Origin of the sequence: Pseudomonas batumici (assembly GCF_000820515.1) — a bacterium.
Taxonomy (GTDB): domain Bacteria; phylum Pseudomonadota; class Gammaproteobacteria; order Pseudomonadales; family Pseudomonadaceae; genus Aquipseudomonas; species Aquipseudomonas batumici.
Window position 1 is genome coordinate 18759 of record NZ_JXDG01000012.1, and the last position, 24011, is coordinate 42769.

The 24011-nt window shown below is 64.5% G+C and carries 16 protein-coding genes and 3 pseudogenes; 14 read left to right on the forward strand and 5 right to left on the reverse strand.

Translation table 11 applies throughout. The features are described from left to right. The first annotated feature begins 161 nt into the window (after positions 1-161). Positions 162-3644: a hypothetical protein gene (locus tag UCMB321_RS05905; RefSeq protein ID WP_052451080.1), complete on the forward strand. Its 3483-nt coding sequence runs from the start codon at positions 162-164 to the stop codon at positions 3642-3644. Positions 3645-3756: 112 nt separating this feature from the next. Then, positions 3757-6603, forward strand: a complete 2847-nt coding sequence (locus tag UCMB321_RS05910; protein ID WP_157015854.1) for a membrane-targeted effector domain-containing toxin — start codon at positions 3757-3759, stop codon at positions 6601-6603. Between the two features lie 15 nt (positions 6604-6618). Here the strand turns inward: UCMB321_RS05910 and UCMB321_RS05915 are convergent, their stop codons facing one another. Both UCMB321_RS05915 and UCMB321_RS05920 read right to left on the reverse strand, forming a co-directional pair. Next, positions 6619-7944, reverse strand: a complete 1326-nt coding sequence (locus tag UCMB321_RS05915; protein WP_209437129.1) for an ATP-binding protein — start codon at positions 7942-7944, stop codon at positions 6619-6621. After that, on the reverse strand, positions 7941-8621 hold the full coding sequence (locus tag UCMB321_RS05920) for a response regulator (RefSeq protein WP_040064602.1): 681 nt from the start codon (positions 8619-8621) through the stop codon (positions 7941-7943). Before UCMB321_RS05920 ends, UCMB321_RS05915 begins: the two co-directional genes overlap by 4 nt. A 200-nt stretch (positions 8622-8821) precedes the next feature. Between UCMB321_RS05920 and dsbD the strand changes: the two genes are divergently transcribed. The 3 genes from dsbD to dsbG are packed head-to-tail and all read left to right on the forward strand — an operon-like array spanning position 8822 to position 12179. Continuing rightward, complete coding sequence (dsbD, locus tag UCMB321_RS05925) at positions 8822-10555, forward strand: protein-disulfide reductase DsbD (protein WP_040064603.1); 1734 nt, start codon at positions 8822-8824, stop codon at positions 10553-10555. After that, on the forward strand, positions 10555-11424 hold the full coding sequence (locus UCMB321_RS05930; protein ID WP_040064605.1) for a TlpA disulfide reductase family protein: 870 nt from the start codon (positions 10555-10557) through the stop codon (positions 11422-11424). The genes dsbD and UCMB321_RS05930 overlap by 1 nt, the downstream gene beginning before the upstream one ends. Further along, positions 11400-12179, forward strand: coding sequence for a thiol:disulfide interchange protein DsbG (dsbG, locus tag UCMB321_RS05935; RefSeq protein ID WP_040064607.1), 780 nt, complete (start codon positions 11400-11402; stop codon positions 12177-12179). The genes UCMB321_RS05930 and dsbG overlap by 25 nt, the downstream gene beginning before the upstream one ends. A gap of 7 nt (positions 12180-12186) precedes the next feature. On the opposite strand, the gene UCMB321_RS05940 is transcribed toward dsbG, so the two are convergent. After that, the gene (locus UCMB321_RS05940; RefSeq protein ID WP_157015855.1) at positions 12187-12996 is read right to left on the reverse strand and encodes a substrate-binding periplasmic protein; all 810 of its coding nucleotides are present in this window, start codon (positions 12994-12996) and stop codon (positions 12187-12189) included. A gap of 100 nt (positions 12997-13096) precedes the next feature. Beyond that, positions 13097-13720, reverse strand: a complete 624-nt coding sequence (locus tag UCMB321_RS05945; protein ID WP_040064609.1) for a TetR/AcrR family transcriptional regulator — start codon at positions 13718-13720, stop codon at positions 13097-13099. 282 nt (positions 13721-14002) lie between these two features. Between UCMB321_RS05945 and UCMB321_RS05950 the strand changes: the two genes are divergently transcribed. The 8 genes and pseudogenes from UCMB321_RS05950 to ppnP all read left to right on the forward strand — a co-directional run bounded on the left by UCMB321_RS05950 (position 14003) and on the right by ppnP (position 21673). Beyond that, complete coding sequence (locus UCMB321_RS05950) at positions 14003-15793, forward strand: acyclic terpene utilization AtuA family protein (RefSeq protein WP_040064610.1); 1791 nt, start codon at positions 14003-14005, stop codon at positions 15791-15793. A gap of 73 nt (positions 15794-15866) precedes the next feature. After that, the gene (atuC, locus tag UCMB321_RS05955) at positions 15867-17483 is read left to right on the forward strand and encodes a geranyl-CoA carboxylase subunit beta (RefSeq protein WP_040064611.1); all 1617 of its coding nucleotides are present in this window, start codon (positions 15867-15869) and stop codon (positions 17481-17483) included. 24 nt (positions 17484-17507) lie between these two features. Continuing rightward, positions 17508-18665 carry a citronellyl-CoA dehydrogenase gene (atuD, locus tag UCMB321_RS05960; protein WP_040064612.1) on the forward strand — a complete coding sequence of 386 codons (1158 nt, stop codon included), beginning with the start codon at positions 17508-17510 and terminating at the stop codon, positions 18663-18665. Between the two features lie 32 nt (positions 18666-18697). After that, positions 18698-20171, forward strand: a pseudogene (locus UCMB321_RS05965) (acetyl-CoA carboxylase biotin carboxylase subunit); the annotation flags it as partial. Further along, positions 20156-20353 (forward strand): annotated as a pseudogene (locus UCMB321_RS31970) (3-methylcrotonyl-CoA carboxylase); the annotation flags it as partial. The pseudogenes UCMB321_RS05965 and UCMB321_RS31970, both read left to right, overlap by 16 nt. After that, positions 20339-20665 (forward strand): annotated as a pseudogene (locus UCMB321_RS31700) (acyl-CoA carboxylase biotin carboxyl carrier protein subunit); the annotation flags it as partial. The pseudogenes UCMB321_RS31970 and UCMB321_RS31700, both read left to right, overlap by 15 nt. A gap of 69 nt (positions 20666-20734) precedes the next feature. Continuing rightward, positions 20735-21277 (forward strand): 3'-5' exonuclease, encoded by a 543-nt coding sequence (locus UCMB321_RS05970; protein WP_040064847.1) that lies wholly within the window; start codon positions 20735-20737, stop codon positions 21275-21277. A 114-nt stretch (positions 21278-21391) separates the two neighbouring features. Beyond that, positions 21392-21673 (forward strand): pyrimidine/purine nucleoside phosphorylase, encoded by a 282-nt coding sequence (gene ppnP / locus UCMB321_RS05975; RefSeq protein ID WP_040064616.1) that lies wholly within the window; start codon positions 21392-21394, stop codon positions 21671-21673. A gap of 54 nt (positions 21674-21727) precedes the next feature. Here ppnP and UCMB321_RS05980 read toward each other — a convergent pair whose 3' ends face one another. Then, positions 21728-23533, reverse strand: a complete 1806-nt coding sequence (locus tag UCMB321_RS05980) for an ABC transporter ATP-binding protein/permease (RefSeq protein WP_052451082.1) — start codon at positions 23531-23533, stop codon at positions 21728-21730. 264 nt (positions 23534-23797) lie between these two features. Between UCMB321_RS05980 and UCMB321_RS31020 the strand changes: the two genes are divergently transcribed. Beyond that, a complete protein-coding gene (locus tag UCMB321_RS31020; RefSeq protein WP_040064618.1) occupies positions 23798-23971 on the forward strand; it encodes a PA1571 family protein in 174 nt (57 codons plus the stop codon). Positions 23972-24011: the final 40 nt, after the last annotated feature.

Below are 24011 nucleotides of genomic sequence, written 5' to 3' on the forward strand. Positions count from 1 at the left end.
GCCGCGTGCGACAGCGGCTGGGCGATGCCCGCGATGATGTCAGCGCCCGCGGCTCAACTCGCCTGCCACCGACACGACAAATAAATACCTCATGCGCAAAAGCACCTCCGGCGACACTCCTTCGTGCGTCTCTTCGACGCTCACGATAAAAGGACTTATCCATGGCAAACACACCCAGCAGGAATGAATGGGGCACCCGGCCCATCGACCGCATTGTCATCTCGGACATTGCTTCAAATCCTGCCTTCAAGGAGATCTCCACCCACCCCGCCACGGCTCGCGCGCCCTCGCCGGCCAGGGGAAGGGCCGGCCTCGCCGAACTGGACGCGCGCCTGGGGCCGGTCACCCTGGATAGCTTCGTCATCAGTCGCGTGGAACTCTACGACATGGGCGCCAGACTCAACGGACGCGCCCTCGACAGTGCCGACCCGCAACTCCAGGGCAGTGGCCGGGCCCTGGTCGATGGCTTGCAGTTCGAACCGGCTGAACTGCAACACCATCTGGAGACGACAGCCGATGCCGATCAGCGCCCGATCGACGTGCTGTTTGAAATAACCTCGCAACGCTCCTTGCAAGCACCGCCCTTGCTCGGGACAAAAAAACCAGCGCTCGCCGACAACCTGATGAAACATCTCAATCAGTTGCTCGTGCGGTTGCAGAACCTGCAAGTCCTCGCGCACAAATATGTCACCTTCAGCCTTCCGGGCTGGATCAATACCGCCAAGAGCCGCAGCCTGCTCACGGCAGGGTCAGGCATGCAGGCCTACGGGATCTACAGCGGCCTGGTCGGTATCCGCGAAGCGCTGAAAAAGGGCGACGCCACCGACGCGGCCGTGAATGCCGGCAGCATTGGCGCAGAGCTGACATCCGTGTTGGTCGAACGCGGCTTGAGGAAAACCGGGGAAGCCCTGCTCAGCCAGGGCGGCAGGATTTTCCAGGGCTTTCGCGCCACCTCCGCCGGCCTGCTGGTCAGCCGCAGTGCCGGCTTGCTGGGCAATGTGCTGACCCTGCCGTTCGATATCCACAGCGCTGTGGTTGCTTTCAATAATGCCGCCAAGGCCAGCGGCAAGGAGGCCATGGATCATTACGTCACGGCCGGGTTCAGTGTTGCCAGCGCCACCTTGTCACTGGCACTCGGCGCAGCAGCGGCCGCCGGCTTCAGCTCCGCCGGCCCTCTCGGGCTCGTGGCCTGCGCGGTATTGATCGTCGGCGCGAAGATCTACAGCGCCGTACGCCAGGTCGACGATATCGACGACTATATCGAACTGAGCGTCAACGAACGTTGGCGTTCGGGATGGTTCGCCTTTACCGGACAGGCACTGGACAAGGAGGTCATGGATCGCTACCTGATCGAGCGCACCCGGGTCGACTATGGCAAAGCCCTGGAAACCCGCGCCCGGGCTCTGCTCGACGTGGAGATGAAGGAAACCCTCGCGGGGGTCGTGAACGGCCGTTTTCACGTCGAGCTGGAGCCCGTGAAACACTGGGCACTTCGCTGGGATGAGGGCGAGGAACAGCCCCATACGACCGTCAATACGCCCGTTGTCCGCGAGGGTGACGATGTCATCGACGCCTCAAGGGGCCTGGAGCAAGTCCCGGGCCTGGTCAGCGGAACGCCAGGGGAAAAAAAGGCCGTGCTCTGGCAATTGGGCGGCGGCAACGACCAGGTCGTCGGCGTGCGCGACAAACCCAACTACTTTGCGTTCTCGACCGGCAAAAAGACCCTGACCGGCGGCGATCAGGATGACGCCTTTCTGTTCCAGGCCCAGGCAACCCTGACCTCCCCCAGCGTGCCCGCCCTCAGTACGCTACAGGGTGGAGACGGCCAGGATACGCTGTCGCTGCAAGGGCAGGTCCCGTCGCGCCACAGCTTCCACTTCGTCGGCCACGCGGTTGACTTGAACAGCGGCACCTTGGGTCTGCGGCGCAACTCCGCTGACCTCGACCCGGTCGCCTACGCCACGCTGGCCTCCATCGAGCATGTCGAAACCCTTGCCGGTGGCAGCAGTCGCGTGACCGGCAACCCGCAGGCCAACCAAATCACGCTGCAGGGTTTGGACGACCAGGCGAGCGGCGGCGACGGCGACGACACCTTCATACTCAAGGGCACTGAGAGCCGGGTCGCCGGAGGCGCCGGCAAGGACCACTACCGGATGGCCTCGACGGGAAGAACCGTGATACTCGACGAGGACGGGCGTGAGCCCAGCACCCTCGAACTGGACTGGCCCATGGAGCGCATCCAGAGCTGGCGCATCGTCGACACCGCGTTGATCGTCACCTCGTTGCGTGACGAAAATGGCGAGCTGCCCAGTCACCAATTGACCGTCAGGGGTGTCTATCAGCACGACGGGGGGCGGCAACTGCAAAATGACCTGTTGTTGTTTGTCACCCAGGAGGGCTACCTGCTCAAACCCGACCTGCCGGCCACGCTGGAAGGTACCGACGACCAGGACATCCAGGTCACGGTGCTGACCCTCGGACAACTCCCGCCGGCCCCGCAACCCGTCAATGGCGGCGAGTACAGGCTTCCCGGAGCCTCGACGAGCAGCTACTTCATCGCCAGGAAGACGCTGGACACAACCTTCCAGATCACAGCTGACGACACACGACCGTCAACCACGCTGTTCCTCGACTATGACAGCGATGAGATCGAGCAGGTCAGCGCGCTTTACCACGTGCAATCGAAGAGAGTCGGCGCCTTCAACTACCTGGACTACAGCGACGCCAGCCTGACCGTACGGCTCAACGACCAGACGCAACTGACGCTCAAGGACTGGGTGGTCAAGGGCACAGGCAAACCGACCGATGTCGGTGCCTCTTTGCACACCGCGGGGTTCGACCTGAACCATGGGATTGTCCTGGTACTGCGCGATGGCAGTTCGTACCAGGTCGGCGCTCCAACCTCCAGCTATCTCGACGACCACCGCAACCCGGGCATCAGGACCCTCGATGGCCGTGGTGCATTACGCAGGCGTACCGGCAACCGCCTGTTCCGCTCGCCAGAAAACCAGACCGCCTTGCTCAAAGAGCACCCGCAGCGTGTCGACTTCAAAGCCGGCAGCGACTCGGCGATCTACAACCTGGAGGGCATGAGTTCAACCTATGAACTCTACCCCTGCGCCGGGGCGACCATCAGCCTGTCAACGCCGGGCGCCCTGGCGAAAACCGCCAATGCGTCGACCTGGTACATCCATACCAGCGCAAGCGCCCAGATCATTACGCGCAGCGATATCAGGATCGCCAGCCAGCAGCTATGGGTCGGCAATATCCGCTTGCTGCTGCCGGCGGACGACGATCCCTCGCAGCCCATGGACCTGATTTACATCGTCCTGACATCCGGCGCCAGGTATGAGCTGGACCGGATCTTCGAGCAGCTTTTGCTGCAAGAACTGGATGCCCGCGCCCATACCGATATTGCCGCCATAGAAAGCGCTATCAAACAGCATCAGGCCGACAACGAACTGGCCAGTCATCGCATCAGGGTCAGCGGGTTGAGGGTGACAAGCTCGTCGACTTCAAGCACACCGGCCCTGGCGGCCTACGACGCGCTTATCTACGACACGCTGACGGAGCAGTGGCACACGGACAACGACGAATCGTCCCTCGTCGACCCTGCGGACCTGTTTATCCATACCCCGCGCTAGCCGCACGGGGCCTCCAACACGACCCGAGCATAACCGGACAGGGCTTGCCCGCGGCGCAAGACGCGCCGTTGGCCGGTCCCAGTGAGACCACGATCAACGAAAGGATTCCGCCATGTCCCCCAGAACACCGATTCGCCCCGGCATCTCCGGCACCGGACAACCCGATCTGCCAACAATCAGACCACCCGAGATCAGCCCAACGATACGCAATCGCCTTCCCCGCACCGTCGCCCCGTTGCTGCCGAACGCACCTGGGAACATACCGGTCGCCCGGCCGACAGCGGCTCCTGTCGCGCCGATCCCCGGCGCGGCCCCCATTGCCATCAGCACCCTCGCCGGTCCCGTTGCCAACAGCCTGTCGCCGGGCCGCCCCTTGAGCGCTTACTCGAGGCCCGCGCCCAAAGGCCTGCCGCCCCCCGACAGCGACGGCTTTCGCGTGGCCCAGCAACGCCAGTTCGTCAATCTCGAAGATGGCCGGGTCGTGATGGTCCGCTATGACGAAAGCGTCAGGTCCTATTGCGCCCAGGCCAGGGAAGAATACCGGCCCTCTGGCCCGGCCTTGTACCGGGTCGCGGGTAGCGATATCTGGAAAGAAAACGGCGCCGCAACGGCATTGCGCCAATATCAACTGTCTGAGGAACACCGAGCGATTGTCGCTCAGGCGCCAGCCTGGGCGAACACCAGCAGTTCCCTCGCGCAAACCGCCACGAAGCAGAAACTCATGGAGCTGCGCTCACGGCTACTGGCGGATGCCGCTCACTACTTCGAGACCCACGCACTGCCGCCCGCGCCCACGCGCGCCCAGCCAAGCCGCGGCGACAGCCCCCGCGCAATGATCGAGACCTTTTATCGAAACGCCGAAGGGCTGGTCATCGGCGAACTTCTCACCAGCCCGGGCAGCAAAGTGTTCCTGATCGAGAACATGGCCACCTTGGCTGAAAATGGCGTGAAAACCCTTTATCTGGAACACCTCAGAACCGATATCGAACAGGTTCACCTGGACCACTTCCATAAAACCGGAATCATGAGCAGCGAACTGGATACCCACTTGCGAGTACTGGGTACCGTGTATGGCAGCTCCTCGCCGGGCTTCTACAGTTACTACCGCCTGGTCAGCACCGCGCAGACCCGCGGTATTCGGGTTCAGGCGCTCGATTGTGCGGCGAGCTACTCACTCTCGAAAGACGAACGCGCCCGGGTCGACCATGGACGGGTGATAGGCCACCATGCCAATCAGGTCATCCACGCCGATCGGCTGAATGGCGCAGGGGGTAAATGGATTGCCCTGCTGGACAACAGCCACGCCAATGGTCGCCTCACCAGCTTTGCGCCAGGGCTGGCCATGGTGCAAGGCGTCATCGGCCTGCAGGTCGAGGATGTGGTGATCGGGCCTGCGGTACAAACACTCATTCCGGTCACTGCCAGCACCACGCATACCAACTTCATCCGCGCCGACCTGACACTGTCGGTAAAAGTGCCATGGAATATCTCGTTTGAAGCGTCGCCCCGATTCAGGGCCTTGCTCAACCCCGAAATCCGCAACAAAAGGGGTGTCGAGCTGATGGACTCCGGCAACGCCGCGAATAGCGTCAACCGCAATATCCGCAGCGAATTCTTTCGCCGCAAGGAACTCCTGGAGGAAACCTCCCAGACCTTCTTTTCGCACACCCAGGTCATCCCAGGCCAACGCCCGGTGCCTCAGTTACCGGCAGAAAGCCCGGCGGCGCAGTTCCTTGAAAAAATCTACGAAAACAGCCATGGACTGGTACTGGGGGCCAGCGCCAAGTCAATCAGCGCGAGGAAACTGCTGATCGACAACCTGCCCGTTCTCTCCAGGCTCAAGGTGCAAAGGCTTTATGTACAGCATCTGATGAAAGACTTCGACCAACAGCTGCTTGACGACTTTCACACCAAGGGTGTGATGCCCGATGAGTTGACGTATATCCTTCGCAACGAGGACAACAAGGAATCCATTGATCCGAAGGGCAAGTATTCACTGCGGCAATTGCTGGTCAGCGCTCGCCAACAAGGCATCAGGATCCAGGCACTCGACACGGCCATCAGCTATCCCGAAGGGAGGCGCGCTCAGGACCCGGACCCGGCCTGGAGCCCGAGCCCCAGGCGCTTGCCCACCTTCAACTATATTGCCCACAAGCTGATCAGCGCCGACCAACAGCACTATGGCGCGCATCGATGGCTAGCGCTGGTGGAAAGTATCCATGTCAACACCCTCAGAGAGATACCCGGTCTGGCTGAACTACAAGGCGCGGTGGGGCTGCGCACTGTCGCCACGGGGGGACAGCCGGCGCTACGGATCACCCCCGATAGCGGCGAAGTGGCACTTTTTTCCAATGGGGTTCATCAAGTCCGCGCAGACCTGAAGGTGGAGATCAGTATTCAATCCGCTCCCCTGCACCCCACCCGGCGGAACCCGAGGGAGTGTCTGCACAAGCCGTCGGACTTCCTGATTGAAACAACCAACGAGGGGTTCATGCTTGTCCAGAAACCCAAAGACAGTCCCTACAAGGAGACCCCGTTGATTGCCAGCGAAGGGCTGTTCTCCCCCCCTGCCGGATCCGGTATTCCCGACAGCGAAAAATTCAGCAGCATTGGCGATCTGGTATGGCGACTCAAGAGCACCGGCATGGTGCAGGTGGCCGGGACGCCCGGGGGCCTGCCCGGAACGCTCAGGCTCGATACCCATCCACAACTCAATCGACCCGGAATGTTTCTGTTCGGCCAGGTCGAGAACGGCCCCGTACTGGTCTATCGCGCAACGGATCGTTCACTGAAGGTCATCGCCATCCTGCAAAAGAGCGAGAGGCCCGGCAAGCTCTGCATCAAAGCGCAAGCACTGGGCTACGACGGATCAGAAGTCTTTGACGATCTCGAGCATTTGAAGCGCGAATTGATCTATACGAAGAATCTGGTCCCTTACATAGCCCATGTCGATCTCTGAAAAAAGAGCGGGGGTTCAGACCGCCTGCAACGGCATGCTCAACTCGACCCGCAGCCCATCGGGGCGGCTGTCGAACTGCAGCACGCAGCCGCAGCGCTGGACGATGGCGTTGACAATCGCCAGCCCCAGTCCGCAACCGTTGCTCGTGCTGTTGCGCCAGAAGCGCTGGGTCAGATGCTGCAGATCGTCCGGGGCGATGCCCGGGCCGTGGTCGCGCACCTGGAAGTGCACGCGGTTGCCGATGGTTTCCACATTCAGCTCCACCGGCGCATCGCCCGGGGTGTGACGCAGGGCATTGTCCAGCAGGTTGCGCAAGGCGGCGATGGACAGGGTCGAAGGCATTTCCAGCGGTGCCCGGGAGAAGTCCTTTGCCAAGTGCAAGGCGATACGCTCACGGTCGCCATTGGCCGCATCCTGGATGGCCAGGCGCGCCACCTGTTCGGCATTGCACTGCACGCCGTCGTCGAACGACAGGCTGCCCTCGACCCGCGCCAGCAGCAGCAACTGCTCCAGGGTCCGGTGCAGGCGGTCGGCACCGGCCTCGGCGTGGGCCAGGGACTGGTCACGGGCCGCGCCCTCGGTCATGCGCGCCACTTGCAGGTGGGTCTTGATCGCGGTCAGCGGGCTGCGCAGTTCATGGGCGGCATCGCCGGTCAGCCGGCGCTCGCGCTCGATGGTCTTGCCGATGCGCTGGAACAGCTGGTTCTGGGTCTCCAGCAACGGCTGCAGCTCGCGGGGCAGCGGCTGCACCTGCAAGGGTTCGAGGGAGTCGGCGCTGCGGCGCATCAAGGCGTCGCGCATGCGGTTGAGCGGCGCCAGGCCCTGGCCGATGCCCAGCCAGAGCAGGCACAGGCAGCCCATCAGCGCCACGCCGACCGGCACCGAGGCCGCCAGCAGCACCGAGAGGTTCAGGGCTTCGCGTTCCACCTGGCGGTCGGCGGTGGTGATATGCACATCGCCGCGCACCAGGGTGAAGGTACGCCAGGGCGCGCCGTCGATCGTCTGGTCGTGGAAACCGGCGGTCTGGGCCTCCAGGGCCTGATCCGGGTTGTTGTGGCTGCGGGCGAGGATCTCGCCGCGCAGGGAGCTGACCTGGCAGGCCATGCCCCCGGGGATATTCAACTGTTCGGCGCTGAAATGGGTACCGTCGCCCTTGCTCGGCACCGGCGGCAATTGCTCCAGCAAGCCGGCGACCATGCGCGCCGAGGCCACCAGCCGCTGGTCGAGGGAAAACATCATCTGGTGCCGCAGGTCGCTGAGCATCCAGGTCGCGGCCAGGGCCCAGATCAGGATGAACGCCGAGCCGATAGTCAGGCTCAGGCGCAAACGCAGGCTCATCATGACCCGCTGTCCTCGTTACCCGCCGGGCCCAGGCGATAACCGAGGCCACGGACGGTCTCGACGATGCCGTTGCCCAGTTTGCGCCGCAGGTGGTGGATATGCACGTTCAAGGCATTGCTTTCCAGTTCGTCGCTGAAGCCGTAGACGCTGTCTTTCAGTTGCTCGCTGGAGAGCACCCGGCCGCGGTTGTGCAGCAGTGCCTGCAACAGCGCCTGTTCGCGGCGCGAGAGGTCCACCGGCTGGCCGCCGAGCAGGGTCACGCGGCTGCTCGGGTCGTAGCTCAGGACACCGTGCTCGATCAGGTTGACGCTACGCCCGGCCACGCGCCGCAGCAAGGTTTGCAGGCGGGCGAAGAGTTCGCGCAGGTCGAAGGGCTTGAGCAGGTAGTCGTCGGCGCCGGCCTGCAGGCCGTCGACCCGGTCGGTGACCGAGTCGCGGGCAGTGAGGATCAGCACCGGCAGCTCCAGGCCCTTCTGGCGCAGTTGCGCCAGCAGTTTCAGGCCGTCCTCGTCGGGCAGGCCGAGGTCGAGCACCATCACGTCGAACTCCGCCGCGCGCAACATGGCACGCGCGGCCGCGGCGCTGGCGACATGCTCGACGGTCATGCCCTGGGCGGTCAGGCCGGCCTTGATGCCGCTGGCGATCAGCTCGTCGTCTTCGCAAACCAGTACGTGCATGGGGACACCTGTGCAAATGCGTCGATTGAAACGCAAGTGGATTAAGCGGCGATTATGCCGCCAATGCCTCGAGGATAGTTAATCACCACCCGTCCGAGGCCTGTAAGATCCGCATTCGACCCGGGAAAAAACCGGGTTAATGATCGGTTAATCGCCTGCTTGCAGGCTTGTACGACTCGCCACGTTTCTAAGGCTTTTCTATGCGTTGGTTGTTGACCTTTGTCCTTGTTCTTTTCGCCGGTCTCGCCCAGGCCGGCAACGATCCATTCGCGGTGAAGAAGCCGGACTTCCTCCCCGTCGGCAAGGCCTTCGCCTTCAGCGCCGAGGCCCTGCCCTCCGGACAGACCCGACTGTATTGGCAGATCGCCGACGGCTACTACCTGTATCAGAAGCGCCTGAAGTTCGACGGTCTGGACCCGGCGCAGCGGCCGGCGCTGCCCGAGGGCGAGCACCACAACGACGAGTTCTTCGGCGACCAGCAGGTCTATCGCGGCGAGCTCGAACTGCTGGTCCCGGCCGGTGCCGGCGGCCAGGTCAGCGTCGGCTGGCAAGGCTGCGCCGACGCCGGCCTGTGCTACCCGCCACAAAGCCAGACGGTCGATCTGGGCGGCAAAACCGGCGTGTCCACGGCTCAAGGACAGGGGCAAGGCCAGGCGCAGGACCAGTCCCTGGCCGCCAACCTGCAACACAACGCCCTGGGCTGGAGCCTGCTGGCCTTCTTCGGCCTGGGCCTGCTGCTGGCCTTCACTCCGTGCATGCTGCCGATGCTGCCGATCCTCGCCGGCCTGGTGGTGGGCAGTGGCGCCAGTCCACGGCGCGGCTTTGCCCTGGCCGGCAGCTACGTGATCTGCATGGCGCTGGTGTATGCCGTGCTGGGCATGCTCGCGGCCCTGCTGGGCGGCAACCTGCAGGCGCTGCTGCAACAGCCCTGGCTGCTGGGCAGTTTCGCCGGGTTGTTCGTGGTACTGGCCCTGCCGATGTTCGGCTTCTTCGAACTGCAATTGCCGGCGGCCCTGCGCGATCGCCTGGAAAGCGCCGGCAGCGGGCGGCGCGGCGGCAGCCTGGTGGGGGCCGGGGTGCTCGGAGCCCTCTCCGGCCTGCTGGTCGGCCCGTGCATGACCGCGCCCCTGGCCGGTGCCCTGCTCTACATCGCCAAGAGCGGCAAGATCGTCGAAGGCGGCCTGGTGCTGTTCACCCTGGGCATCGGCATGGGCTTGCCGCTGTTGCTGCTGGTGACCGTGGGCAACCGCTTCCTGCCCAAGCCGGGGGCCTGGATGGACCGGGTCAAGGCGCTGTTCGGCTTCCTGTTCCTCGGCATCGCGGTGCTGATGGTCCGTCCGGTGGTGAGCGAATCGCTGTGGATGGGCCTGTGGGGCGCGTGGTTGCTGATCATCGCCTACGGCGCCTGGCGGCTGGCCCGACAACTGGAGCGTGGCGCCCTGCCGAGCGGCTGCGCCGGCGTCCTGCTCGGCCTCTGGGGCGCGCTGCTGGTGGTGGGCGCGGTGGGCGGCGGCAGCGACCCGTGGCGACCGTTGCAGGTGTATACCGGCGCGACCCAGGGCGCTGATACCTTCGTCACCGTCAACGACCCGGCCGCCTTGCAGCGCGAACTGGACACCGCCAAGGCCCGGGGCCAATGGGTGCTGGTGGACTACTACGCCGACTGGTGCGTGTCCTGCAAGATCATGGAGAAACAGGTCTTCTCCAGGGCTGACGTACAAGATGCCCTGCGCGATGTACGGCTGGTACGCCTGGATGTGACCGACGACAACGCCGCCAGCCGCGCATTGCTCGGCCGTTATGAGGTACCCGGGCCGCCGACCCTGTTGTGGGTCGCCCCGAACGGCGAGGAACGCCGGGCCAGCCGTATCACCGGTGAAGTCGACGCCAAGGCCTTCCTGCAGAACTGGAACAGCACACGGGACGCGCCTTGATGCTCACCCTGACCCTCGGCACCTTTGCCCTGTCGATCCACCACCTGCTGTTGCTGCTCGCCCTCGCCCTGGCGACGCTGGTGGGCTGGCGGGTGGCCAAGGGCGGCGGGGAAAACCCGGAGTCGGTGCTGTTCGGCCTATTCATGCTCGGCATGCTGGTGGCGCGGATCAGCTTCGTGATCGCCTACTGGGCGTATTTTCGCGACGACCCGTTGCAGATGCTCGATATCCGCGACGGCGGCTTCCTGCCCTGGCCGGGGTTGCTGGCCCTGCTGTTGGGCTGCGCGGTGTTCTGCTGGCGGCGTCCGACCCTGCGTCGGTCGCTGGGCCTGGGCCTGGGCACTGGCCTGGTGTTCTGGCTGCTCAGCAGCCTGTCGCTCAACCTCTATGAACAGGGTACGCGCCTGCCGGAACTGACCCTGCGCGATGCCCAGGGCCAATCGGTGCAATTGCGCGACTACCAGGGCGGCCCGCTGGTGATCAACCTCTGGGCCACCTGGTGTCCGCCGTGCCGCCGGGAAATGCCGGTGCTGCAGAAAGCCCAGCACGAACGCCAGGACGTCACCTTCCTGTTCGTCAACCAGGCCGAAAGCCTGCAGAGCGTCAGCACCTTCCTGATGACCCAGGGCCTGAACCTGAACAACGTGCTGTTCGACGGCAGCGGCCAGATGGCCCAGAGCGTCGGTTCCATGGCCCTGCCCACCAGCCTTTTCTACAACGCCGAAGGCCGCCTGCTCGGCACCCACCTGGGCGAATTGTCCGAGGCCAGCCTGGCCCGGGCCCTGGAAACCTTCGGCCCGCCCCCCTCCACTTCGGCCGTACCGGCCACAGCAAGGAAACCGTCATGTCCTTCAACCGCCACCTGCTGAACCTGAGCCTGGGCACCGCGCTGGCCGCGTTGCTGCTGCAAGCACCTGTGTTGCAGGCCGAGGAACTGCCCGCGCCGATCAAGAGCATCGAAGCCAAAGGGGCAAAAATCGTCGGCAGCTTCGACGCCCCGGACGGCCTGCGCGGCTATGCCGCCCAGTACCAGAACCGAGGCATGGCGCTGTACCTGACCGCCGACGGTCAGCACGTGATCGCCGGCAACCTGTATGACGCCGACGGCAAGGACCTGAGCCAGGCGCCGTTGCAGAAGCTGGTGTATGCGCCGATGGCCAAGCAGGTCTGGGGGCAGATGGAAAAGAGCAACTGGATCGCCGACGGCAAGGCCGACGCACCGCGCGTCGTCTATCTGTTCAGCGACCCGAACTGCCCGTACTGCAACATGTTCTGGGAGCAGGCACGGCCGTGGGTCGAGTCCGGCAAGGTGCAATTGCGCCACATCATGGTCGGCATCATCCGCGAGGACAGTGCCGCCAAGGCCGCCGCGCTGTTGACCGCCAAGGACCCGCAAGGCGCCCTGCACGACCATGAAAAGGCCGGCAAGGGTAGTTCGCTCAAGCCGTTGGACGCGATCCCGGCACCGATCCAGGCCAAGCTCGATGCCAACATGAAGTTGATGGCAGACCTGGAGCTGTCGGCCACGCCGGCGATTTTCTATCTCGATGAAAACGGCGACCTGCAACAGCAGCAGGGCGCACCGTCAGCGAACAAGCTGGTGAAGATTCTCGGGCCGAAGTGATGGGAGGCTACTGGGCCGCCACCGGATTGGCCACCGGCATCACCTTGATGCGATAGGGCTGGAAGATCTTCAGCAGGTCGCCGTTGTCCTGCAGGCGCTGCAACAGCTTGCCAAACGCCTCGGCGCTGATGGGGGCTTGCGGCCGCAGAAGCGCATAGTGGTGATAGACCTGGTCGATCCGCTCGGAAATCAGCAGGTCCTTGGCCACATCCGGGTTGCGGATCAGGTAATCGGACAGGTAGGAGCGGGTCACCAGGGCGATATCGGCACGCCCGCGCAGCACCATCAGCAGGTTGGAGTCATGGGAATACGTCAGGGTGGCGTTGTAGGTATCGGCCAGGTACTTGGGGTCCGCGTTGAAGTTGGCGAACTCATAGTGATAACCGCTGAACAGGGCCAGGCGCTTGCCCTTGAGATCGGCGAAATAGCTTTCGTCGCGACCCGGCTCACGCTCGGCGACAAACACCTCGGCATCCTCCAGGCCCATGTCGACCGCGGTGTGCGGAATATCCTTCCAACCCCAGGCCGGATTCTCGAAGATCGCCATGTCGGTACGCCCCTGCTGGAAATCGCCGAAGCGCCGGGGAATCGAGGTCGGTACCAAGGTGAACTGGTAATCGCTCTGCAGCTTGTTCAGGGCCTCGGCCAGTTGCGGCAGCAGGCCGGTATCGGCGCCCTGCTCGGGGCGGATGGTGTAAGGCGGGAAATGCGCGGCGCCGATCCGAACCAACTGGGCCGCCGAAACCGGCAAGGCCACCAACGCGCAAAGCGCCAACGACAGGACTCGGGAAACCGTGCGCACAGGCAGGACGTTCAAGGGCACACCTCAGGAAGAAAAATTCATGGATCCAAACTAGGCGGTTTTGTCGACTTCGACAACTGTTCGTACATGAATTAATCACTCCCCGACCGGTCCGTCATAAATCTTTGAGAATCAATATCAAAGCCTCTTCGGCCAGTTGATCCAGGGTCAGGCTGCCCTGGGGTCGAAACCAGGTCGTGGTCCAGGACAAGGCCCCGGTCAGGAAGCGTCGGGTGATGAACACATCGCCCTTGATATAGCCGGCGTCGCGGGCTTCAGTCAGCACCTCGAGCCAGATCTGCTCGTAGAGGTCGCGCAGCGCCAGGACCTTGGCCTGCCCTTGCTCGGACAATGAGCGCCATTCGTAGACCAGCACCGCCATGGCTTCCCCCGTGCCGCCCATGATCGACTGCAGTTCACAGCGGATCAGGGCCAGCACCCGCTCGCGCACGCTGCCGGCTTCGGCCAGCGACGCACGCATGAGGGCGGTGTTATAGACGATGGTCTCCTCCATCACCGCGCGCAGGATTTCATCCTTGCTTTTGAAGTGATGGAACAGGCTGCCGGATTGAATGCCGATGGCACTGGCCAGGTCACGCACCGTGGTGCGGTCGAAACCCTGGTTGCGGAACAGGTGGGCCGCGGTCTGCAGCAGTTTTCCACGGGCGCTGTCCGGGTCGGTCAGTTGCCCGGCGCTGACCAGGTCGCGCATGACGCGCTGGGCTTGTTGCTCGTTCACGGCATTCCCCTCATGACTCACTGCCTCTCCCCCACTGTAGGAGCAGCCGGTCGACGCTCGATTGCTCGCGATGGTGGCCGAGGCACCGCGGGGTATCAGGCTTATCGCGTTATCGTTGACGTCCATCGCGAGCAAGCTCGCTCCTACATGGAGAGGGCGGTTGCGCGCAATTTAAGCCTACAGGCACAGCCAAGCAAGCGCTTGGGCCGACCAGACCGGCGGGATTTACAAACCAAGCGCTTGCTTGGTAGCCTCGTCCGAGGACTTTCGGAGGCAGCTCTGATGAAGGCAAGGGTTCGTGTCGGTTGCGCCAGTGCGTTCTGGGGCGATACCAGCACCGCGGCGGCGCAGTTGGTCGAAGGCGGACGCCTGGACTACCTGGTGTTCGATTACCTGGCGGAAGTCACGATGTCGATCATGGCCGGGGCGCGGATGAAGGACCCCGCCGCCGGCTATGCGCCGGACTTCGTCGAGGTGCTGCGGCCGTTGCTGGGCGAGATCGCCCGCCAGCGGATCCGGGTGATCAGCAATGCCGGTGGAGTCAATCCACAGGCCTGCGCCACGGCCCTGCAAGCCGCCTGCACGGCCGCCGGGGTAGCGTTGAAGATTGCCGTCCTGCTGGGCGACGACCTGCAACCGCAACTCCCTCAACTGGCCGCGAACGGTATCCGGGAAATGTTCAACGGCGCGCCGCTGCCGGCGCACTGTGTGTCAGCCAACGCCTATCTGGGCGCCCCAGGCATCGTCCACGCCCTGAGCCTGGGCGCGGATGTGGTGATCACCGGGCGCGTGGTCGACAGCGCACTGGTCAGCGCCGCCCTGGTGCACGAGTTCGGCTGGTCCTGGCAGGACTACGACAAGCTGGCCCAGGCCGCCCTCGCCGGACATCTCATCGAGTGCGGCGCACAGTGCACCGGGGGCAACTTCACCGACTGGCGCGAGGTTCCAGACTACGCGCACATCGGTTTTCCCATTGTCGAAGTCAGTGCCGACAGCCACTTCATCGTCAGCAAGCCCGAGGGTTCGGGCGGCCTGGTGAGCCCACTGACCGTGGGCGAACAACTGCTCTACGAAATCGGCGACCCCAGGGCCTATCTGCTGCCGGACGTGATTTGCGATTTCACCCGGGTCCGCCTCGTCCAGAAGACCGCCGATAGCGTCGGCGTCAGTGGTGCCACCGGCTTGCCGCCCACCTCGCAGTACAAGGTCTGCGCCACCTACCCCGATGGGTTTCGCAGCACCGCCAGTTGCCTGATCGCCGGGATCGACGCGGTGGACAAGGCCCGCCGGGTCAGCCAGGCGATCATCGACAAGACCGCGCACCTGTTCCAGGCCCGCGGCTGGCCGCCCTACAGCGAGGTGAACGGCGAACTGCTCGGCAGCGAAGCCACCTACGGTCCCCATGGCCGCCGCCAGGACAGCCGCGAGGTGGTGATCAAGCTGGCGGTGCGTCACCCCGAGCGGCAGGCGTTGCTGCTGTTTTCCCGGGAGATCGCCCAGGCCGCCACCGGCATGGCGCCGGGGCTGACCGGCATCCTTGGCGGGCGGCCCGCAGTGTCGCCGCTGATCCGCCTGTTTTCCTTCCTGATCGATAAAAATGCCTGCACGTTGAGCGTGTCTCTCGACGGGCAACTGCATGCCGTCACCCTGCCCGCCCCAGCCCCCAGGCAAGCCGCCGCCGTTGCCGAAGACCGGCAGCCCCCCCGGCCCCAGGGCCGTGCCGAAGCCAACGTGGCGCTGGTGAAACTGGCGGTGGCGCGCTCCGGCGACAAGGGCAATCACGGCAATATCGGGGTGATGGCGCGCCATCCCGACTATCTGCCGTGGATCGCCGAGGCACTGACGCCGGCGGTCGTGGTGGACTGGATGGGGCATGTCCTCGACCCGATCCACGGCCGGGTCGAGCGCTGGTACCTGCCCGGCACCCACAGCCTGAATTTCCTGCTGGAGAACGCCCTGGGCGGCGGCGGTATCGCCAGTTTGCGCATCGACCCGCAAGGCAAGGCCTTCGCCCAGCAACTGCTGGAAATCCAGATTCCCGTACCGCAACACATTGCCGATCAACTGGCTTGAGGGCCGTTACCGTGACGGGTGCATCCACGTTCAGATCCAAACCGCACGCCGACCCGGCGCCAAGGAGTCCGGCATGCCCGTGATCGAATCCCGACTCGATGGCCACGGCGAGGATTTCGCCCGGCATCGCCAGGCCATGCTCGACGGCCTTGAGCAGATCCGCCGGCTGGAACGCAACCTGTTGGACAAGGCCGACGGTGCGCGGGAGAAATTCGCCCGCCGCGGTCAGTTGCTGCCCCGGGAACGGCTGAACCTGCTACTGGACCCTGGCGCGCCCTTTCTCGAACTGGCCAGCCTGGCCGGCTACAAACTGCATGACGACAAGGACGGCAGCCTGGCCGGCGGCGGCCTGATTGCCGGCATCAGCCATGTCTGCGGCGTGCGGGTCCTGGTCGTGGTCAACAACAGCGCGATCAAGGGCGGGATCATTTCCCCCAGTGGCCTGAAAAAAACCCTGCGCCTGCAACAGATCGCCCTGGAAAACAAACTGCCGGTGATCACCCTGGCCGAGAGCGGCGGCGCCAACCTCCACTACGCGGCGGAGATTTTCGTCGAAGGCGCACGCAGTTTCGCCAATCAGGCGCGCATGTCGGCGATGGGCCTGCCGCAGATCACCGTGGTCCATGGCTCGGCAACGGCGGGCGGGGCCTATCAGCCGGGACTGTCGGATTACCTGGTGGTGGTCCGCGGCAAGGCCCGCTTGTTCCTGGCCGGCCCGCCACTGCTCAAGGCCGCCACCGGTGAAGTGGCCAGCGACGAGGAACTGGGCGGCGCGCAAATGCACGCCCAGGTGGCCGGCACCGCCGAGTACCTGGCGGAAAACGACGCCGACGGCGTGCGCATCGCCCGGGAAATCATCGCCCAACTGCCCTGGAACCAGCGCTTGCCGGTCACCCCCGCGAGGACCTGGACCGAACCGCTCTACCCCATCGAAGAACTGCTCGGACTGATCCCCGACGACCCGAAAAAACCCTATGACGTGCGCGAGATCGTTGCCCGGCTGGCCGACGGCTCGAACTTTCTCGAATTCAAGGCCGAGTTCGACGCCCAGACGATCTGCGGCCACCTGCAGATCCAGGGCCGGCCCTGCGGCCTGATCGGCAACAACGGCCCGATCACCCCCAAGGGCGCGAGCAAGGCGGCGCAGTTCATCCAGCTCTGCGACCAGAGCCGCACGCCCCTGGTGTTCCTGCACAACACCACCGGCTTCATGGTCGGCACCGAGGCCGAGCAACAGGGGGTGATCAAGCACGGGGCGAAGATGATCCAGGCGGTGGCCAATGCCCGGGTGCCGAAACTCACCCTGGTGGTCGGCGGCTCCTATGGCGCCGGCAACTACGCCATGTGCGGCCGTGGCCTGGACCCGCGCTTCATCTTCGCCTGGCCGGGCAGCCGCACCGCGGTGATGGGCGGCGCCCAGGCCGGCAAGGTCCTGCGGATCGTCACCGAGGCCCGCCAGCTCAAGGACGGCCTGGTCCCCGATGCCAAGCTGCTCGACGGGCTCGAACAGCTGACCGCGCAGAAGCTCGACAGCCAGTCCACCGCACTCTACGGCACGGCCAACCTGTGGGACGACGGCCTGATCGATCCCCGGGACAGCCGCACGCTGCTGGGTTATTTGCTGGATATCTGCCACGAAGCCGAGGTTCGTCAGCTACACCCCAATAGTTTTGGCGTGGCACGGTTCTGATCAACGATCACGGAGAACAAGGCAATGATCTTCACCCAGGAACACCAAGCCCTGCGGCGCACGGTGCGCCAGTTCGTCGAAGGCGAAATCAATCCCCATGTGGACGAGTGGGAGAAGGCCGGACGCTTTCCCATCCACGAGATTTTCCGCAAGGCCGGTGAGCTGGGCCTGCTGGGTATCTCCAAACCGGAGGCCTTCGGCGGCCTGGGCCTGGACTACAGCTACTCCATCGTTGCCGCCGAAGAGTTCGGCGCCATCCATTGCGGCGGGATTCCCATGTCCATCGGCGTGCAGACCGACATGTGCACCCCGGCCCTGGCACGCTTCGGTTCCGATGAACTGCGCGAGCAGTTCCTGCGTCCGGCCATCCGTGGCGAACAGGTGGGCTGCATCGGCGTTTCCGAAGTGGCTGCCGGCTCCGATGTCGCCGGGCTCAGGACCCGCGCGCGCAAGGACGGCGACGACTACCTGATCGACGGCAGCAAGATGTGGATCAGCAACTCCCCCAGCGCCGACTTCATCTGCCTGCTGGCCAACACCTCGGACGACCCGCCACACCTGAACAAGTCGTTGATCATGGTGCCGATGGACAGCCCCGGGATCAGCCTGAGCCCGCACCTGGACAAACTCGGCATGCGCAGTTCGGAAACCGCCCAGGTGTTTTTCGACAACGTGCGCGTCCCCCAACGCAATCGCATCGGTCAGGAAGGTGCGGGGTTCATGATGCAGATGTTGCAGTTCCAGGAGGAACGGCTGTTCGGCGCGGCGAACATGATCAAGGGGCTGGAGTACTGCGTCGACAGTACCCTGGACTACTGCAAGGAGCGCCAGGCCTTCGGCGCGCCGCTGATCGACAACCAGGTGATCCACTTCCGCCTGGCGGAGCTGTCGACCGAGATCGAATGCCTGCGGGCGCTGGTCTACCAGGCCACCGAGCAGTACATCCAGGGGCAGGACGTCACCCGACTGGCCTCCATGGCCAAGCTCAAGGCCGGGCGCCTGGGCCGGGAGGTCAGCGACAGTTGCCTGCAATACTGGGGCGGCATGGGCTTCATGTGGGACAACCCGGTGGCCCGGGCGTATCGCGATATGCGCCTGGTGTCCATTGGCGGTGGTGCCGACGAGATCATGCTGGGGATCATCTGCAAGCTGATGGGCAGCCTGCCGGGGAAAAGGCGGTGAGTGGCCTGCCGGTGTGCCAGAAGATGAGCCCCATGCCGGCCTTCCACAAGATCCTCATCGCCAACCGCGGTGAAATCGCCTGCCGGATCATCCTCGCTGCCCAGGCCCTGGGCTATCGCACCGTCGCCGTCTTCAGCGAAGCCGATGCCCGGGCCCGCCATGTGCAACTGGCCGACGAGGCGGTGTGCATCGGTCCGCCCCAGGTCGCCCGGTCCTACCTGAACGGTGCCGCCCTGCTCGACGCCGCCCGCCGCAGCGGCGCCGACGCGCTGCATCCCGGCTACGGGCTGCTCTCGGAAAACGCCGCCTTCGCCCAGGCCTGCCTGGACGCCGGCCTGACCTTTATCGGCCCCAGCCCCGAAGCCATCGCCCTGATGGGCAGCAAGCGCCTGTCGAAAATCGCCATGCTCGCCGCCGGCGTACCGTGCATCGCCGGTTACCAGGGCGCCGAGCAGGATGACGCGAGCCTCGCCCGTGAGGCCGAGCGCCTCGGTTATCCGCTGATGATCAAGGCCAGCGCCGGCGGCGGCGGACGCGGCCTGCGCCGGGTAGACCGGGCTGAGGAACTGGCGCCACAACTGCGCGCTGCCCGCTCGGAAGCGCTGAGCGCCTTCGGCTGCGACGAACTGATCCTGGAACAGGCACTGATCGAACCGCACCATGTGGAAATCCAGCTGTTCGGCGACCAGCATGGCCAGTTGATCCATCTCGGCGAACGCGACTGCTCGATCCAACGTCGGCACCAGAAAGTCATCGAGGAAGCCCCCTGCCCGGTGCTGACCGTCGAACAGCGCCAGGCCATGGCTGAAGCGGCACTGAAAGCCGCTCGCGCGGTGAACTATGTCGGCGCCGGCACCGTGGAATTCCTGCTGGACGCTGACGGCCGGTTCTATTTCCTGGAGATGAACACCCGCCTGCAGGTCGAACACCCGGTCAGCGAAATGGTCACCGGCCTGGACCTGGTGGCCTGGCAGATCAACGTCGCCGCCGGCCTGCCGCTGCCGTTGCGCCAGGAGCAGGTCGTGTTCAACGGCCATGCCATTGAAGTGCGCCTGTATGCGGAGGATCCGACTCGCGACTTCCTCCCCCAGACCGGGCAGGTCCTCGGCTGGGAGCCGGCGCCGGCACTGACGGCGGGCGTACGGATCGACCACGGCCTGGTGGAGGGCCAGACCATCGGCCCGTTCTACGACCCGTTGCTGGGCAAGCTGATCGCCCATGGCGCGACCCGCGAAGAAGCCCGGCGCAAGTTGTTGCGGGCGGTGGAGGATTGCGTGCTGCTGGGCGTTGCCAGCAATCAGCGGCTGCTGGCCAATCTGCTGGCCCATCCGGGCTTTATCGAGGGCCGCTTCAGTACCGCCTTTATCGACGAACACTTCAGCGATCATCCGAGCCTGAAAGCCTACGTTCCTTCGACGATCGAGCTGGCCCTGGCCACCGCGCTGTTCTATCAGCAGACGGCTGACCAGCATCCACCCGGACTCTCCGGCTGGCGCAACACCGCCAGTGTCCCGCGCCCGTATCGACTGGCGCTGGAAGAAACCCGCTTCGACCTGCTGCTCACCGACGGCCCCGGACAAGCGCTGGTGATTCAACGGGCCGATGAACGCATCGAGCTGCAAGTGCTGGCGCGGGATGCGCACTGGGTGCGGGCACAGATCGACGGTGTGGTCCGGCGCTACGCCTATCGCCTCGACGGCGACCAGCTGTGGCTCTTCACCGGCCCCGGCAGCCTGCACCTGCGCGACTGCACCCTCGCGCCGGTACAAGCCTCGCAGAGCGCCGCTTGCGGCACGCTGACAGCCCCCATGGACGGCGCCATTGTCCAGGTGCTGGTCAGCGAAGGCAGCCAGGTCTGCCAAGGCCAGGCGCTGCTGGTGCTGGAAGCCATGAAAATGGAGCATCCGCTCAAGGCCGGGCGGGCGGGTGTGGTCCGCCAGGTGCGGGTTGCCCGGGGCGATCAGGTAAAAAACCGCCAGATCTTGCTGGAAGTCGAATAAGCATCTAGGCGGATCCGGCGCCTTTGGCTACGCTTGAGCCCGACTAGGATGCTGTATTCGGAGCTTGCGATGCCCCACTGGCTGGTGATTGATCTGGAAGCCACGACGGACGATGGGGGCTGGCCGGTGACCGAGATGGAGATCATCGAAATCGGCGCCACCCTGGTCAACCGTGAAGGCCGGGAGCTGGACCACTTCCAGCGTTTTGTCAGGCCCTTGCGCCGACCGTTGCTGACCCCCTTCTGCCGCGAACTGACCCACATTACCCAGGCCCAGATCGACGGTGCCGCGCCACTGGGCGAGGTCTGGCCACTGTTCGAACGCTGGCTGGCCCGGCACCAGGCCCCGCTGGAAGGCTGGGTCAGCTGGGGCGACTACGACCGTCGGCAGTTGGAACAGGACTGGCGGCAACACGGCCTGTCGAGCGCCCTGGGCCAGGTGCCACATATCAACCTCAAGCAGCGCTTCGCCAAGGCGCGACGCCTGGAGCGCCCGCTGGGCCTGAACGGCGCCTTGCAACTGGCCGGGCTGCAATTCAACGGCCAGCAGCACCGGGCGCTGGAGGATGCACGCAATACCGCGCGCCTGCTGCCATTGAGCCTGCTGGCGTGATGCCCGGCCGCGGCGATCGGGCGTGGCGCGTCGAGCCATCCGGGTTTGCCGCGCCCACAGGAACTTGGGCATACTGGCCGACCCAATTTTTCAGCTCATTTCGAGGAACCGCCCATGTTTAAAGTCAACGAGTACTTCGACGGCACCGTCAAGTCGATTGCCTTCGCACAAGCCGAAGGCGCTGCCACCATCGGCGTGATGGCCCCGGGCGAATACGAGTTCGGCACCGCCCAGCGCGAGATCATGCACGTGGTCTCCGGCAAACTGACCGTCAAGCTGCCCGACAGCAGCACCTGGGAAACCTTCGAAACCGGCAGCCATTTCAACGTTCCGGCCAACAGCAAGTTCCAGCTGAAAGTCGCCGTGGACACCGCTTATCTGTGCGAATACCGCTGAGTCCGGCGGTGTAGCAGCCGAACGGCGCCTGCGGGCGCCGTTTTTCATGACGTACTACTTGGTCGGTACAGGATCACCCGCTGCTTCCCCCGCCACGGACTCCGTCCCCCGCGCATTGAACTGCAACGCCGCCAACCGCGCATACAGCGGGTTGCTCGCGATCAGCTCGGCGTGGGTGCCAATCGCCACCAGCTTGCCCTGGTCCATCACCGCGATACGATCGGCGTTCTGCACCGTGGCCAGGCGGTGGGCGATCACCAGGGTGGTACGGCCTTGCATCAGGCTCGGCAGCGCCGCCTGGATCAGGTGTTCGCTCTGGGCATCGAGGGCGCTGGTGGCCTCGTCCAGCAGCAGGATCGGCGCGTCCACCAGCAAGGCCCGGGCAATGGCCAGCCGTTGCCGTTGGCCGCCGGACAACCCCAGGCCGGCGTCACCCAGGTGCGTGCGGTAACCATCGGGCATTTTTTCGATGAACTCGTGGGCGTGGGCGATGCGCGCCGCGTCGCGGACCTGGGCGTCGCTGGCGGCCGGGTTGCCGTAGCGGATGTTTTCCTCGACGCTGCCGAAGAACAGCGCCGGACTTTGCGAGACCAGCGCAAAGCAACGGCGCAGGTCCTGCGGGTCCAGCGCGGTCAAGGGCTGGCCATCGAGCAGCAGGCGGCCCTGCTGCGGGTCGTAGAAACGCAGCAACAGGTCGAACACGGTGGACTTGCCCGCACCCGACGGACCGACCAGGGCCAGGGTCTCCCCGGCCCTGACCGTCAGGCTCAGGCCGTCGATGGCATGGCTGTCCGGGCGCGAGGGGTAGCTGAAGCGCAGGTTCTCCAGCACCAGGTTGCCGCTGACCCGCTCGGCCAACTTCACGCCGCCGACCACCGGCGCGGTGATTTCATTGCTTGATTGCAGGAGTTCGGCAATCCGCTCCCCCGCCCCCGCGGCCCGCTGCAACTCACCGATCACCTCGCTGAGGGTGCCGAAAGCGCTGCCGACAATCAGGCTGTAGAACACGAAGGCCGCCAGTTCGCCGCCGGAAATCTTCCCGGCCATCACGTCCATGCCGCCGACCCAGAGCATCACCGCCACCGCGCCCAGCACCAGCACGATCACCAGGGTAATCAGCCAGGCCCGCTGCACGATGCGCTTGCGGGCGGTCTGGAACGCCTGCTCGACAGTCACGGCGAAGCGCTGTTCGTCCTCGGCCTGGTGGTTGTAGGCCTGCACCGTCTTGATCTGGCCGAGGGTTTCACTGACGTAGCTGCCGACATCGGCAATCCGATCCTGACTCAGGCGCGACAGGCCGCGCACCCGGCGCCCGAAGACCAGGATCGGCGCCAGCACCAGCGGCAAGGCGATAACCACGATGCTGGTGAGCTTGGGGTTGGTGATGAACAGCAGCACCACCCCGCCGATGACCATCAGCGCATTGCGCAGGAACAGCGAGAGCGACGAGCCGATCACCGACTGCAACAGCGTAGTGTCGGCGGTCAGGCGCGACTGGATCTCCGAACTGCGGTTGTTCTCGTAGAACCCCGGGTGCAGGTAGATCAGGTGGTTGAACACCTGCCGACGGATATCGGCGACCACCCGCTCGCCGATCCAGGACACCAGGTAGAACCGCGTGAAGGTGCCCACCGCCAAACCCAGGACCAACAGCATGAACAAGCCGATGGACTGGTTGAGCAACTGCGGCGACTGGGTCATGAAGCCCTTGTCCACCAACAGGCGGATGCCCTGGCCCATGGACAGGGTGATGCCGGCGGTGACGATCAACGCCAGCAGCGCGCCGACCGCCTGCCAGCGATAAGGGGCGACAAAACGACTGGCCAGGCGAATGGCGCGGCGATGGCGGGCAGAGAGCATGGGCAATGAATCCATTAGGCGATGAAGACAGAGCCTACACCGAACCGGGAAGGAACTTGTGCAAAACGCAATCAATCGGATTAATTATGACCGTGCATGCTAATCCCTAGAGACTATTGGTCTAAAGCCTCTCTGGCGGCGTCGGACGGTTTCTGCTGCACTGGTGCCGTCGCCTTGCCTGTAGCCTGTTGTAACAGCCTGGTCATGCGACGAATATAACCTTTAACTGAACCTGACGACGAAACCTGAGTGAGGAGACAGGCCATGGACTTGCAAAACAGCACCAACGAGATTCCGGTGATTCGTACCTGCTCCCAGAAACTGGGCTGCGCGATTATCGACGCAGAGGGTCGTGAAGTCCCGATCACCGAAGAAATGATCCAGGACGCCTGCCGCGAACTGGAACAACGATTGGTCAAGCCTGCCGAGCAAGACTGACAGCCCGAACTCTTCCTTGACCCGGCCCTTGACGCCGGGT